General features: G+C 38.9%; 12 protein-coding genes and 1 riboswitch. Of the genes, 3 read left to right on the forward strand and 9 right to left on the reverse strand.

The genetic code is table 11. The features are described from left to right. Positions 1-289: 289 nt before the first annotated feature. Together NST66_RS22890 and NST66_RS22895 are read left to right on the forward strand one after the other, a co-directional pair. Positions 290-1423, forward strand: a complete 1134-nt coding sequence (locus NST66_RS22890; RefSeq protein WP_263046296.1) for an IS4 family transposase — start codon at positions 290-292, stop codon at positions 1421-1423. A gap of 329 nt (positions 1424-1752) precedes the next feature. After that, positions 1753-2280 carry a YslB family protein gene (locus NST66_RS22895; RefSeq protein ID WP_028411755.1) on the forward strand — a complete coding sequence of 176 codons (528 nt, stop codon included), beginning with the start codon at positions 1753-1755 and terminating at the stop codon, positions 2278-2280. A gap of 51 nt (positions 2281-2331) precedes the next feature. Here the strand turns inward: NST66_RS22895 and NST66_RS22900 are convergent, their stop codons facing one another. From NST66_RS22900 to NST66_RS22935, 8 genes are all read right to left on the reverse strand, one after another. After that, positions 2332-3564 (reverse strand): aspartate kinase, encoded by a 1233-nt coding sequence (locus tag NST66_RS22900; protein ID WP_048019702.1) that lies wholly within the window; start codon positions 3562-3564, stop codon positions 2332-2334. 141 nt (positions 3565-3705) lie between these two features. Then, positions 3706-3883: riboswitch (Lysine riboswitch) on the reverse strand. Between the two features lie 65 nt (positions 3884-3948). Next, positions 3949-5715, reverse strand: coding sequence for an excinuclease ABC subunit UvrC (gene uvrC / locus NST66_RS22905; protein WP_028411757.1), 1767 nt, complete (start codon positions 5713-5715; stop codon positions 3949-3951). Between the two features lie 223 nt (positions 5716-5938). Continuing rightward, positions 5939-6253, reverse strand: coding sequence for a thioredoxin (gene trxA, locus NST66_RS22910; RefSeq protein ID WP_013059404.1), 315 nt, complete (start codon positions 6251-6253; stop codon positions 5939-5941). A 409-nt stretch (positions 6254-6662) separates the two neighbouring features. Next, positions 6663-7643, reverse strand: a complete 981-nt coding sequence (locus tag NST66_RS22915; RefSeq protein WP_033579632.1) for an electron transfer flavoprotein subunit alpha/FixB family protein — start codon at positions 7641-7643, stop codon at positions 6663-6665. Positions 7644-7676: 33 nt separating this feature from the next. Then, positions 7677-8450 carry an electron transfer flavoprotein subunit beta/FixA family protein gene (locus tag NST66_RS22920; RefSeq protein ID WP_016765685.1) on the reverse strand — a complete coding sequence of 258 codons (774 nt, stop codon included), beginning with the start codon at positions 8448-8450 and terminating at the stop codon, positions 7677-7679. 18 nt (positions 8451-8468) lie between these two features. Then, on the reverse strand, positions 8469-9242 hold the full coding sequence (locus NST66_RS22925) for an enoyl-CoA hydratase (protein ID WP_028411759.1): 774 nt from the start codon (positions 9240-9242) through the stop codon (positions 8469-8471). A 79-nt stretch (positions 9243-9321) separates the two neighbouring features. Then, positions 9322-9906, reverse strand: coding sequence for a TetR/AcrR family transcriptional regulator (locus tag NST66_RS22930; RefSeq protein ID WP_013059408.1), 585 nt, complete (start codon positions 9904-9906; stop codon positions 9322-9324). Between the two features lie 112 nt (positions 9907-10018). Then, on the reverse strand, positions 10019-11710 hold the full coding sequence (locus tag NST66_RS22935; protein WP_340843711.1) for an AMP-binding protein: 1692 nt from the start codon (positions 11708-11710) through the stop codon (positions 10019-10021). Between the two features lie 218 nt (positions 11711-11928). Here NST66_RS22935 and NST66_RS22940 point away from each other — a divergent pair, with 218 nt between their 5' ends. Further along, a complete protein-coding gene (locus NST66_RS22940) occupies positions 11929-13035 on the forward strand; it encodes a 5-methyltetrahydropteroyltriglutamate--homocysteine S-methyltransferase (protein ID WP_028411761.1) in 1107 nt (368 codons plus the stop codon). 151 nt (positions 13036-13186) lie between these two features. On the opposite strand, the gene NST66_RS22945 is transcribed toward NST66_RS22940, so the two are convergent. Next, complete coding sequence (locus tag NST66_RS22945) at positions 13187-13594, reverse strand: DUF350 domain-containing protein (protein WP_013059411.1); 408 nt, start codon at positions 13592-13594, stop codon at positions 13187-13189. Between the last annotated feature and the right edge of the window lie 6 nt (positions 13595-13600).

Raw genomic sequence — 13600 nt, forward strand, 5'->3', positions numbered from 1 at the left:
CCCCCTTAGTTAAATGAACATAGTTTGTGAAGAACTTTCTTACTCCCACTAGACAAATAGATTAATCGTGAATACAGGAAATGAAAACCTTTGCATTTCCTAATAAAGTATGTGACAGGTTAATTTTACTCCCATCGATTAAGAGCGTCAAGGCAAGATGTTTAAATCTTCTATAAAATATCACGCCTGTTGATTATCTAATTTATTCCAATAAAACCAAATAAAAAAGAGAGATTCTCATGTAAAATGTAAGTTACCACACCAACATTTACGAAAAGAGGAATCTCTCATGAATAAGAATACCACGTCTCCACATCTCATTCAAAACTTTCTTTCTGAAGCTGAACTTCAAGCGATTCTAGCCGAGTTTGGTTTTGTTGACACAGCCCGAAAATGTACCGTGTCAACGCTTATTTCTTATTTAATTGGTGCAGCGACAAACGAATGGAAAAGCTTACGTCACGCAGCCGATGTTGGGCCAAGTGTTGGACTCGTTTCCATTGACCATTCTTCGCTTTCCAAGCACATGAAGGCTCTTAATTACGCCATTATGAAACGTATTTTTGAAGTCATTGTCGGGAAGCTCAACCGAGCTACTCGTCGCACCCTCAAGATGAAAAAAATACCGATGGCAGTGGATTCGACAACGGTAACAGTCGGGAAGACACGCCTACCATGGGCAGTTTATCACGGCGAACGCGCGGGCATTAAACTGCATGTTAGCTTCACCAACGAAACTGCGATGCCTCTTCAAGTTGTCGAAACAACCGGATTAAAACATGACGGACCCGTTGGTACATGCCTTGAGGATAAACGCTTTATCTTCATAGGCGACCGTGCCTATTTTTCCATTGAAAAAGTCGATCGCTACGTGACAGAGAAAGAAAAACAACATTTTGTCATTCGCTTAAAAGAGAATATCCAGTTAAATCGCAAAAAAGCGCTGAAAGGTACACGTAAAAAGGATTCGAATGTGACCGGCGATTTTACGTGTATCCTTGGTACCCCACAAAAACAGACAAAGACACGCCAGCGTGTCGTGCAATTTACCGATCATGACGGTAAGGAGATACGCGTTGTGACAAGCTTGATGAACGTCACGGCAGAAGAAATTGCCGACATGTATAAAGCACGCTGGGCCATTGAATCGTTCTTTCGCTGGATCAAACAAAACTTAAATGTACCGATTTTATTCGGTACAACACCAAACGCCGTGTTCAATCAGTTGTTCACCGCACTCATCGCCTACGTTTTACTAAAGTTTTTACATATACAAGGTAGCAAGAAAAACACACGAAAACCCTTATCATTTGCAGGGTTCACACGTCTGTTTCTTTGCGCTACCCTGCCTTTAGAATGGCGAATAGCCATCTATGAAACACTTGAATTCTATCAAAAACTATACGAAGGAGTTTCTGGATGATTTTGGTTAATCAACACGTGTGATAAAATATAAATTTATAAAATTTTATATTTGTTAACGCTTACTACATTGATGTTAAAGATTTTTTCTTTCTATTATAATATCGCTTGCCACAGTTAAGTAAGCGTTTACTTTATACTTTTATTGTAAACAAGTTCACAAAACATTTACACAGGTAAAAGTACCCTTTTAAAAGTAATTTTATGGATTTTTTATCTTTACATCTAACTCTTTTTACCATAATAAAGATCCTCTTACATTTTATTAAAAAAATGCGTGAGAGGTTTTTTAGATTTGTATATAATAGTAGTAAAGAAAGAGGGGAAAGCATGAGCAATTTACAAACAGAATCACAGCAAGAACTTGAAGAGACGATGGAAACATTAGAACCTAATGCCGCAGCTGAAACAGAGAGAGCTCTTGATCACGTTCCATATTTTGGATACAGTCTTTTGCGTGACGTGTTGATTCCAGAGCTTCTTGGAGACGAAACGAATACCATCTCATACTGGGCAGGAAAACACCTTGCGCGTAAATATCCATTAAATACAATGGATGAAATCGTCGCTTTTTTTAAAGCAGCTTCCTGGGGAACACTGACGCTTGCCAAAAAAGATAAATATTCACTAGAGCTTGAGTTATCAGGTGATGTGGTCAGCAAAAGATTTCAGCAGGAAACTTGTTCATTTCATCTTGAGTCAGGATTTGTGGCTGAACAGATTCAGCGTCAAAACAACTGCCTAACAGAAGCCTACTTAACACCTAAAGAAAAGAACGGAAAAGTGCTGATTTCCGTGCAGTGGGACCGAAAAGATATCTTACCTACCGAAACCCGTGCGGAGCGTTATAAAAAGTAAGAAATACGTATATATAAAAGACGTGGAGATACCACGTCTTTTTTCTCTTCTTTATACTTGCACTGCCTGCTGCTCTTCTAATTCAAATGCTACGTGAAGCGTCTCAACAGCTTTTACCATATCAGCATGCGGTACAACTGTAGATACTTTAATTTCAGACGTGCTGACCATCTTCACTTCAATTTTCTCTCCTGCCAGCACTTCAAACATTTCGGCTGCAACACCTGGATTAGATATCATGCCAGATCCCACAATCGATACTTTAGCCAGACTGCTTTCATGTTCAATACGCGTATACCCCAAGGTAGATTTATACTCTTTTAAGACGGCAAGAGCAGCTTCTACGTCTACAGTTTTAATAGAAAATGAGATAGAGAGGCGATTATTAGCCGTTACGTTTTGAATAATAATATCCACGTTTAACTGTTCTTTTGCTAATGCTGTAAAAATAGTAGAAAGAGTTTGTAACTCGTTGTTTAACCCTTCAATTGTCACCCGTGAAATATTATCTTCAAACGCAATTCCTCTTACGACTAAGTTTTGTTCCATTGAAACTTCCTCCTCAACAATCGTTCCATTCTCGTTTTCTAAGCTTGAACGCACTTCTAGCGGTACCTGATAATTTTTTGCAAACTCAACAGCGCGCGGATGCAGCACCCCTGCTCCTAAATTGGCTAATTCTAACATTTCGTCATATGAAATAGAATGAAGTTTACGAGCATCTTCTACGTAGCGCGGATCCGTCGTAAACACTCCTGTTACGTCTGTATAAATATCACATTTTGCAGCTTTTAGTGCCGCGGCAAGAGCTACTGCCGTCGTGTCAGAGCCGCCTCGACCTAATGTTGTAATGCTTCCATCTTCTGAACAGCCTTGGAATCCAGCTACTACTACGATTCGACCTCTATCTAATTGGCTTTGAATACGAGTCGTGTCAATGTGCTGGATTCGTGCATTGCTGTGAACTGCTTCCGTCTGGATACCAGCTTGCCAACCTGTTAGCGAAGTGGCTTCATGACCTTTGAATTGAAGAGCCATTGTTAACAGGGAAATCGTTACTTGTTCTCCAGTTGTAAGAAGCATATCCATTTCGCGTTTACTTGGACTGTCCGTAATATCACTTGCTAATTTCACCAGTGCATCTGTGGTTTTGCCCATTGCCGATACAACAACTACTACTTGGTTACCGCGCTCTGCTTCTTGAATAACACGGTTTGCTACATGTTGAATACGTTCAACAGAACCAACAGATGTTCCACCAAATTTTTGAACGATTAATGCCATAATTTTGTTCATTCCTTTTCAATAAATTTGCATATGCAGGATGATGAGAAGCTAAATTTTTTTACTCAGACAATAAAAAAAGCAATGAGATGAGCTCTCATTGCTTAACGAACGAAAATTATAAAACATAACCGTCCACTGCCGTGAGATAGCTCTCCAAGAATCTACATCTTGACAATCCTACGTTTATTCAACGCAGAACCAGCAATCATTACTATGAGGTAATGTTCACTTCGGCAAATTTCCCTTTCCGCATCGTTCATAAGGGCTCATACCCTTCCTGATGCGTACTGATTAAATTTGCACCTCTATCTTCACTTCATTTGATGAAGTGTCGTATGAAATTAGTTAATAGCTTATCAAATATTTTCTATTATTTCAAGACTATTTTTGCAATGTTTCATAAATTTTTTCAGCAATGTTCTGAGGAACACCTGAATTTCGAATATCTTCAATCGTTGCTTCTTTCAATTTTTTCACCGAACCAAAATGCTTTAACAAAGCTTTTTTACGCTTTTCTCCCACTCCCGGAATGTCGTCCAGAACTGACTGAAAAGCGGACTTAGAGCGCACTTGACGGTGGAAGGTAATCGCAAAGCGGTGAACTTCATCTTGAATTCGCTGAAGCAAATAAAATTCTTGACTATTGCGTTCAAGCGGTATGATTTGAGGAGGCTCACCAATCATCAGATTGGAGGTTCTGTGCTTATCATCTTTGACAAGACCTGCTGTAGGCACTAAAAGTCCCAATTCATTTTCGAGAACGTCCTGGACTGCAGCTAAATGCCCTTTGCCTCCATCTACAACAATTAAATCCGGAAGCGGAAGGCCTTCTTTTAACGCTCTGGAATACCGTCTGCGAACGACTTCCCTCATGGAACTGTAATCATCTGGTCCCTTTACGGTCTTAATTTTATATTTGCGATATTCTTTCTTTTCCGGTTTCCCATCAACAAAAACAATCATCGCAGAAACTGGGTCTGTTCCTTGAATATTTGAGTTATCAAATGCTTCAATCCGATAAGGAGCGGCAATTCCAAGCTCTTCTCCTAACCGTTCAACTGCGCCAACTGTACGCTCTTCATCTCGTTCAATTAAATAGAATTTTTCACCGAGCGCAATCTTTGCATTTTTACACGCAAGTTCTACTAATTCTTTCTTTTTGCCTCGCTTTGGATGCTGAACCTCTACTTCTACTAACTTCTCAGCTAACTCTGCATCAATCGTTGCTGGAACCATCACTTCTTTTGGCTTAATATTTTTGGCATAAAACTGACCGATAAAAGTTAAGAAATCTTCTTCTGGCTCTTTATAAAAAGGAAACATAGAAACTTCTCGCTCAATTAATTTCCCTTGGCGAATAAAGAAAACTTGAACACACATCCAGCCTTTATCGTAAGAATAGCCAAACACATCTCGATTAACAAAATCATTAAACGTTACTTTTTGCTTTTCCATTGTCGCTTCGATATGAGCAATTTGATCTCGGTATTCTTTAGCCCGTTCAAAGTCAAGTTCTTCTGAAGCTTTTAACATTTTTTCAGTTAACTCTGTTTTGACATGCTCATATCCACCATTTAAAAACCGCGTGATATTTTCAATAATTTGTTTGTTTTGCTCTTCTTTTACCTCTTTTACGCAAGGAGCTAGACATTGCCCGATATGGTAATACAAACAAGGCCTATCTGGCATAGTGGAGCACTTTCTTAACGGATAAATGCGATCAAGAAGCCGCTTTGTTTCATTTGCTGCTTGAACATTAGGATAAGGACCGAAGTATTTCCCTTTATCTTTTTTTATTTTTCTTGTAATAACAAGTCGGGGCTGTTTTTCAGCTGTAATCTTAATAAACGGATAGCCCTTATCGTCTTTAAGCATAATATTGTATTTTGGGTCATGCTTTTTAATTAAATTCATTTCTAAAATAAGCGCTTCTAAATTAGAAGATGTGACGATATATTCAAAGTCGACAATGTCGTTTACAAGTCGAAGCGTCTTTCCGTCATGAGATCCGGTAAAGTAGGAACGTACTCGATTTTTTAATACTTTTGCTTTTCCTACGTAAATGACCGTTCCATATTTATCTTTCATCAAGTAACAGCCGGGCTGATCCGGTAAAATAGCCAGCTTTTCTTTTAAATAATCGTTCATACTTTTCTCCTTCCTCTTCTCTTACTCTGTCCATCTATACAATCGCTTATGAAGCGTAACCTACATTCTTGCCTGTCTTAATACATGTACATAAGCTGGATTTATGGCGGTGTTCCTTACATCTAGTATAAAACAAACGAACGCATATTCGCTAAATAAAAGTATTCCCAAAAGAGAAAAAGTGGAGAAAAAGAAAAAAACCTAGCCTGAGCTAGGTTTTGACTTACGCGTGTTTATTAATTAATTCTGTTAATGCTTCTTTTGGTTGGAAACCAACTACTTGATCAACTTTCTCTCCATCTTTGAATAATACTAAAGTTGGGATACTCATAACACCAAATTTTCCAGCTGTTTCTTGATTTTCATCAACGTCTACTTTTACGATTTTAACTTTATCGTTAAGTTCGCCATCAATTTCTTCAAGAACTGGAGCAATCATTTTACATGGGCCACACCATGGTGCCCAAAAGTCAACAAGCACTAGGCCTGATTTAATTTCATCTGTAAAGTTTTTATCTGTAGCATGTGCAATAGCCATTTTAATTCCTCCTAAATATATGCAATATCCAAATTCTACTCACAGTATATCACCTTCAAATAAGGTTTGCTAACTTTTTGCTTACATTTATACTGTTTATTCTCCGCTCTAGTTTGTACAATTTGCCTAAAAATATGCGTAGAAAATTTCGTTTCCCATGAGGCTGAGACCTGACTAAATGAATCCAAAGACGAACAAATAGTATACATGGGTTGAACCGCTTGCGACACCGCAGTTGATTTCCATGCAAGACTTCGCTTTTCTAGCAGGAGTCTTCGCCTTGCCCTCCAATCACCTGCTAGAAAGACCTACCCTGCGTTTACCCTAACAAAAAAAACGAACCACTAATCAAAAATCTTGATCAACGGTTCGTTCTTCACTTCGTCTCAAATACTTTTGTCCGAGAATCTTACGCAGACTGTACTTTCAGCTTTTTAAATTCTTCCGTTAGCAGAGGCACTACTTCAAATAAATCTCCAACGATTCCGTAGTCAGCTACTTTAAAAATATTCGCTTCAGGATCTTTATTGATTGCAACAATAATTTTTGAATTTGACATACCTGCCAAATGCTGAATAGCACCTGAAATTCCGCAGGCAATGTATAAATCTGGTGTGACTACTTTGCCCGTCTGACCGATTTGAAGAGAATAGTCGCAGTAATCTGCATCGCACGCTCCGCGAGACGCTCCAACAGCTCCATTTAACACGTCCGCTAGTTCTTGGAGAGGTCCAAAACCTTCCGTGCTTTTTACACCTCGACCACCTGCAATCACGACTTTTGCTTCGGACAAATCAACCCCTTGCGTTGCTTTGCGTACGACTTCTTTTACAACAGTACGCAGGTTTTTGATTTCAACATTTAAATCCTCTACATCACCTGTACGCCCCTCATCTTTTGCAAGCGGTGAAATATTATTTGGACGAATCGTGACAAACGTAAAAGCATCGGTCATGATTTTCTTCTCAAATGCTTTACCAGAATAAATTGGGCGAGTGAAGACTACTTGATCCCCTCCCACTTCTACATCCGTCACATCCGAGATAAGTCCTTTATCTAAGCGAGCTGCCAGTTTTGGCGCTAGATCTTTGCCAAGAGCCGTATGCCCAAATACGATAGCTTCAGGCTGTTCACTTTCAATGATGGCTAATAATGCCTGAGCGTAACCATCCGATGTGTAAGCAGCTAAATCTTCATGCTCCGTCACAACAACTTTATCTGCTCCGTATGCAATAAGTTCTTCACTTAAAGATTTTACGTCCTTTCCTACTAACGCTGCAATAATTTCTCCCCCGTCAGCTACAGTAGACGCTGCGGAAATCGCTTCAAACGATACGTTTCGTAATCCCCCATCACGTGCTTCTCCAAGAACTAACACTTTGCGTCCCATTACAATACCCCCATTGTTTTGACTTTTGACTTATTAAATGACTTTTGCTTCCTTATGCAGTAAATTGACCAGCTCTGTTACTTGATCTTTTATATCTCCTTGTAATACGCGCCCCGCGTCTTTTTTCGGAGGTAAATAAATTTCAATTGTCTTTGTTTTTGCTTCTACATCATCTTCATCTAAATCTAAATCGTCTAATTCCACTTCAACCAACGGTTTCTTCTTTGCTTTCATAATCCCTGGAAGAGATGGATAGCGAGGCTCATTAAGTCCCTGCTGAGCTGTTACTAAAAGAGGAAGCGACGTTTCAATAACTTCCGAATCTCCTTCCACATCGCGTACAACCGTCACTTTTTCACCTTCAATATCCAGCTTTGTAATCGTTGTAATATAAGGGATTTCTAACTGTTCTGCTACGCGCGGTCCCACCTGGCCTGAACCTCCGTCAATCGCTACGTTTCCTGCTAAGATTAAATCAGGAGATTGCTCTTTTAAGTACTGTGCCAGCAGCCTAGAAGTCGTGTACTGATCGCCATCTTCTATGTCATCTTCCGTATTGATTAAAACCGCTTTATCTGCTCCCATAGCCAAAGCTGTTCGGAGTTCTTTTTCTGATTCTTCCCCTCCTACACTCACGACCGTAATCTCTCCGCCATGCTTTTCCTTTAGCTGAATAGCCTCTTCAACTGCATACTCATCGTAAGGATTAATAATAAATTCAGCTCCATCTTCAACAATTTGACCATTTTTTAGTGAAAGTTTCTCCTCTGTATCGAACGTTCTTTTTACTAACACATAAATATTCATTCAATTCCCCTCCTAAGCTTATTTTCCTAAAAATTTAGGCTGGCGCTTTTCAATAAAAGCGGCTACGCCTTCTTGAGCATCACGGCTTTTGAATACGCTTCCAAAAAACTGTGCTTCTTTTTTGATGCCGCTGTAATAAGCATCTGTTTTTACATGTTGAAGCAGCTGCAAGGTAGCTTTAACAGAGATTGGGCTTTTTTTGGCAATTTTTCTAGCAAGTAAAAATGTTTCATTGATAAGCTGACTTTCTTCAAAAGCTGCGTTTGCCAATCCTAACTCCACTGCCTCGCTGCCCGATATTGGATCACTTGTCAGCATCATCTCACAAGCCTTATGAACCCCTACATAACGAGGCAATCGCTGAGTTCCTCCAAACCCTGGTATAATTCCTAACTGAAGTTCAGGCAAGCCCAGCTTAGCATTTTCTGTTACCAAACGGATATGGCAGCTCATAGCAAGCTCTAATCCTCCGCCTAAAGCAGCTCCATGAATAGCTGCAATAACTGGTTTTGGGTAATTTTCAATATACTCAAAGAGCTCTTGGCCGTTAACAGCAAGTTTCTCGTAATCTTTTTCCTGCTGCAGTGATGTAAACTCTTTTATATCAGCTCCAGCACAAAAGAATTTCCCTTCGCCTTTAATGACGATAACCCTTGTCTCTTTGCTATCTTCTAAATGTTTTAAAACACTTGAAAGATCTTTTAATAAATCTTGAGACAAAGCGTTAGCAGGTTGTCTATTCAACGTAATGAAGCTTATTGCATCAACAGTTTCAACCTGGATAATCTCCATTTGTTTCCCCCACCCTTTCTTTCTATTTTCATTACCTTGCGCTTCTCCCCTCGCAAGGGAGCAGCAGGCTCACTTACGATTATGAGCCGCTGCAGCCGTTTAACAGCAGGGAATGGACTTTATCTACCGATTCTATTAGACCATATCGATGATCGTTCATTACCCATGTTGTGACAGTTTCATCAATCGTTCCAAAAATCATCTGTCGCGCAAGACGAATATCTATATTTTCAGAAAACTCACCCGTTTCGATTCCTGTCTGTAAAATAGAATCAATGAGAGTCAGATAATCTTTTAATACATCGTTAATTTTCAATCTTAAATCTTTGTTCGATTGACGCAGTTCAAGCTGTGTCACTGTAGCTAAATGATGATCCTCCGCTAGAAACGAAAAATGCTTGTCAATTAATACGTGAAGTTTTTCTGCCGCAGTTTCAATTCCCGCCAGTTCTTCATAAATTTTTTCTACAAACTGTCCCATCTTCTCTTGAAATAAGGAAATCAAGACATCTTCTTTGTTTTTAAAATATAAATATATCGTACCGTCTGCAACTCCAGCCTGCTTAGCAATTTTAGAAACCTGAGCATTGTGGTATCCGTTTTCTGCTATTACTACTACAGCTGCATCGATAATCTGCTTATACTTTGGCTTATTTCTTCTCAATCTTATACGCTCCTTTAAAATATGAATGATTATTCATTCATATCTTTATAATAAAGAAACCGCAAGTATCTGTCAATTATGTTTCAGCAAAAAAATCAAAGGCGACGATCGATTACGTCGCCTTTTTATGCTTTTCATTTTCTTCTTCAATCAGTGCTCGTCGCAGAATCTTCCCGACCGCTGTTTTTGGAAGCTCATTTCGAAATTCATAAAGGCGCGGAACTTTATAAGCAGCTAAATACTTTCTAGAAAACTCATTTAACTCTTCTTCAGTACATCTTACACCATTTTTTAATACAATGTAAGCCTTCACTGTTTCTCCTCTATATGGGTCAGGAACACCTACCACTACAGCTTCTTGAATTTTTTCATGCTCATATAATACTTCTTCAACTTCTCGAGGATAGATATTATATCCCCCGGCAATAATAATATCTTTCTTTCGATCTACTACATAAAAATAACCTTTATTATCCATATAGCCAACATCACCTGTTAGCAACCACCCGTCTCGCATAACAGCCTCCGTTTCTTCAGGCTGCTTCCAATATCCTTTCATGACCTGAGGACCTTTAACCGCAATTTCTCCTACTTCGCTTACAGCAGCTTCTTTACCTGTTTCAAACGAGAGAATTTTGGCATCTGTGTCTGGCCAAGGCACTCCAATGCTTCCTGGTATTCTCTCTTTCCAAAGAAAATTAGCATGAGTAACAGGAGAGGTTTCCGTCAATCCATATCCTTCCACTAGTTTACCTCCAGTGAGCTTTTCAAACTGCTCCTGCACTTCCACAGGAAGAGGAGCCGAACCGCTCATACATGAATCAATAGAAGATAGGTTGTATTTTGCTAAATCAGGATGGTTTAATAATGCGATGTAAATTGTCGGAGCACCTGGAAATAAAGTAGGCTGCTGCTTATGAATGGTTTTGAGCGTCGTTTTTGCATCAAATTTAGGCAGAAGCACCATCTCGTAGTTTTGCAAAACCGATAGAACAAGAACCGTTGTTAAACCATACACATGAAAAAACGGGATAATTCCAAGCACTTTTTCTTCTCCATGCTTGCAGCGGTATAACCAATGTGAACACATCGTTGCATTGGCTACCAAGTTTTTATGAGTAAGCATGACTCCTTTTGGAAAACCTGTTGTTCCCCCGGTGTATTGTAAAATCGCGATATCTTCGTCTGAAATTCCCTCAGCATTACATACTGCTGGAGAGGATTCACTTATAATGCGTTTAAATAAATGAGTAGTCTCCGTATGACTCACATCCACGCTTATCTTCTGCTGTTTGCGCTGAATAAATGGATAGATTATGTTTTTGGGAAATGGGAGATAGTCTTGAATAGAGGTGATGACTACGTGTTTTACACTTGTTAACGCTTTCATTTTTACTACACGCGGATATAGCAAATCGAGTGCAATAATCATGGTCGCTTCTGAATCATTCAGCTGATACTCTAACTCCCTTTCCGTATACAAAGGGTTTGTTTGAACGACTACTCCTCCGGCAAGAAGAACAGCATAAAAGGAAATGACAGCTTGAGGGCAATTTGGAAGCATAATGGCTACTCTATCCCCTTTTTTTAATCCCAGTTCAATAAGGTAAGATGACAGTTTCAAAGAATCTTGATGCAGTTGGGAAAACGTCATTTTTTTCCCTAGAAAATAGATTGCGTTTTTTTTAGGGGCTTTTTGAACTGCTTCTTCAAAAAGCTGTGCTAAATTTTTTTGCTCATAATGAAGCGTAGCAGATATTTCCTCTGGGTATTGAGAAAGCCATATCTTTTCGGTGGATTCCACACGTATCCTCTCCCTCAAAAAAATAAAAAATTAGAATTTTCTAATTAAAATTATAGTTCATTCTTTTTTTAGATGCAATCGTTATTGAATGTTCTCTTTCCTGTCTAATCACTCTTTCATCCTGCAGCGTAATAAATAAAAATTGGATTTATCCCTGTACATTATCCGAATTTTTTGTATATAATAAAAATTAGATTTTTTTTAAGGAGCTGTATGAATTGATAACAACATTGACTAAAGGACCGTTCAAAGCAGATCACGTTGGAAGCTTTTTGCGTCCTGAGCGTATCAAGCAAGCACGATTACAGGTAGAAAACGGGGAAATGACAAAGAAACAGCTTCGAGCAATTGAAGATGAAGAAATTAGTAAGCTCGTAGAAAAGCAAAAACAAATTGGATTAAAAGCCATAACAGACGGTGAGTTTCGCCGTGCGTGGTGGCACTTTGATTTTCTATCAGAACTTGTGGGCGTAGAACTTTACGAAGCAGAGTCGGGAATTCAGTTTCACGGGGTCCAAACAAAAGCTCACGGTATAAAAGTTACTGGAAAACTAGATTTTAATCACCACCCTATGATTGAAGATTATAAATTTCTTCATCAAGCGGCCGGAAAAGAACACGTGGCTAAGTTCACCATTCCAAGTCCCAATATGCTGTTTTTCAGAGGTCATATTGAAGAGTCTGCTTACTCGGATACGGATGTATTTTTTGCTGATTTAGTTAAAACATACCAAAAAGCCATTCAAGCATTTTATGATGCTGGATGCCGCTATTTACAGTTAGATGATACTGCGTGGGCGGTCTTTTTCTCAGAAAAAGGACAAGAACAAATCGCGTCAAAAGGATTTACGCCCCAAGAATTACTGAAACGTTTTACAGATGCGATCAATGAATCCATTGCGCATAAGCCAGATGATATGGTTATTACAATGCATATTTGCAGAGGGAATTTCCAGTCTACTTATACAGCAAGCGGCGGATATGAAAATGCTTCAAAAGCTATTTTCAGTCAGTTAAACGTAGATGGACTATTTTTAGAATTTGATGATGAACGCTCAGGAGGATTTGAACCTCTTCGACATGTAAAGCGAAATGACCTTCAGATTGTCCTTGGTCTTATCACATCAAAATTTGGAGATTTAGAAGATCCTGAAGCAGTGAAAAAACGAATTGCTGAAGCGGCAGAATTTGTTTCTCTTGATCAAATTTGTTTGAGTCCCCAGTGCGGATTTGCTTCTACAGAAGAAGGAAATTTACTAACTGAAGAACAGCAGTGGGATAAAGTAAAGCACGTGATTTCAATTGCTGAAGATGTATGGAAGTAATCATTAAAAAAGCTGACCTGCTTTAAGGCCAGCTTTTTTGCTGTCATCACAATGTTAGGAAAAGCTATATAGATAAATAGATAAGACCAATAAGCATAAACACTCCGCATAAAATGAGTAAAATTTTCGCTAACTTCTCCATGACTCTCTCCTATCCTATCCCTGCTCCTATTACATAGGACATACCGATTGAAATAACAAGTGAAATAAACCCAACGGCTCTGTTATCTTGTTCAATTTCATCATCGATTCGAAATTTCGGCGTCAAAAATTCGAAAATAAAATAGCTGACTAGTAAAAGAACAAACCCATATATTCCCCATCCAAGCATTCTTAACAAATTGTCGTTATGCTCAATTGAATAGCGAAAAATATTAGCTAATCCAAATATTTTCCCACCTGTTGCCATCGCAACAGCCATATTTCCTTTTTGAATCTCTTCCCAATTCTTATATTTAGTAACGAGCTCAAACACAACAAGAAAGACGACAATGCTCAAGACAACCACGCTGTAATAAGCGGCGGATTCAATATACGGGTCTTTCCAAAAATCCCTCATTTTTGC

This window comes from Priestia sp. FSL W8-0524 (assembly GCF_038005965.1).
Taxonomy (GTDB): Bacteria; Bacillota; Bacilli; order Bacillales; family Bacillaceae_H; genus Priestia; species Priestia zanthoxyli.

What these genes read in the sequence shown, in the direction of transcription:
- NST66_RS22915 (WP_033579632.1), bottom strand. Translation starts at nt 7,643, where the DNA reads ATGGGACGCAAAGTGTTAGTTCTTGGAGAAGCACGTGATGGGGGATTA.
- trxA (WP_013059404.1), bottom strand. Translation starts at nt 6,253, where the DNA reads ATGGCTATTGCACATGCTACAGATAAAAACTTTACAGATGAAATTAAA.
- NST66_RS22920 (WP_016765685.1), bottom strand. Translation starts at nt 8,450, where the DNA reads ATGAATATTTATGTGTTAGTAAAAAGAACGTTCGATACAGAGGAGAAA.
- NST66_RS22895 (WP_028411755.1), top strand. Translation starts at nt 1,753, where the DNA reads ATGAGCAATTTACAAACAGAATCACAGCAAGAACTTGAAGAGACGATG.
- NST66_RS22945 (WP_013059411.1), bottom strand. Translation starts at nt 13,594, where the DNA reads ATGAGGGATTTTTGGAAAGACCCGTATATTGAATCCGCCGCTTATTAC.
- NST66_RS22900 (WP_048019702.1), bottom strand. Translation starts at nt 3,564, where the DNA reads ATGGCATTAATCGTTCAAAAATTTGGTGGAACATCTGTTGGTTCTGTT.
- NST66_RS22890 (WP_263046296.1), top strand. Translation starts at nt 290, where the DNA reads ATGAATAAGAATACCACGTCTCCACATCTCATTCAAAACTTTCTTTCT.
- uvrC (WP_028411757.1), bottom strand. Translation starts at nt 5,715, where the DNA reads ATGAACGATTATTTAAAAGAAAAGCTGGCTATTTTACCGGATCAGCCC.
- NST66_RS22925 (WP_028411759.1), bottom strand. Translation starts at nt 9,242, where the DNA reads ATGGAGATTATCCAGGTTGAAACTGTTGATGCAATAAGCTTCATTACG.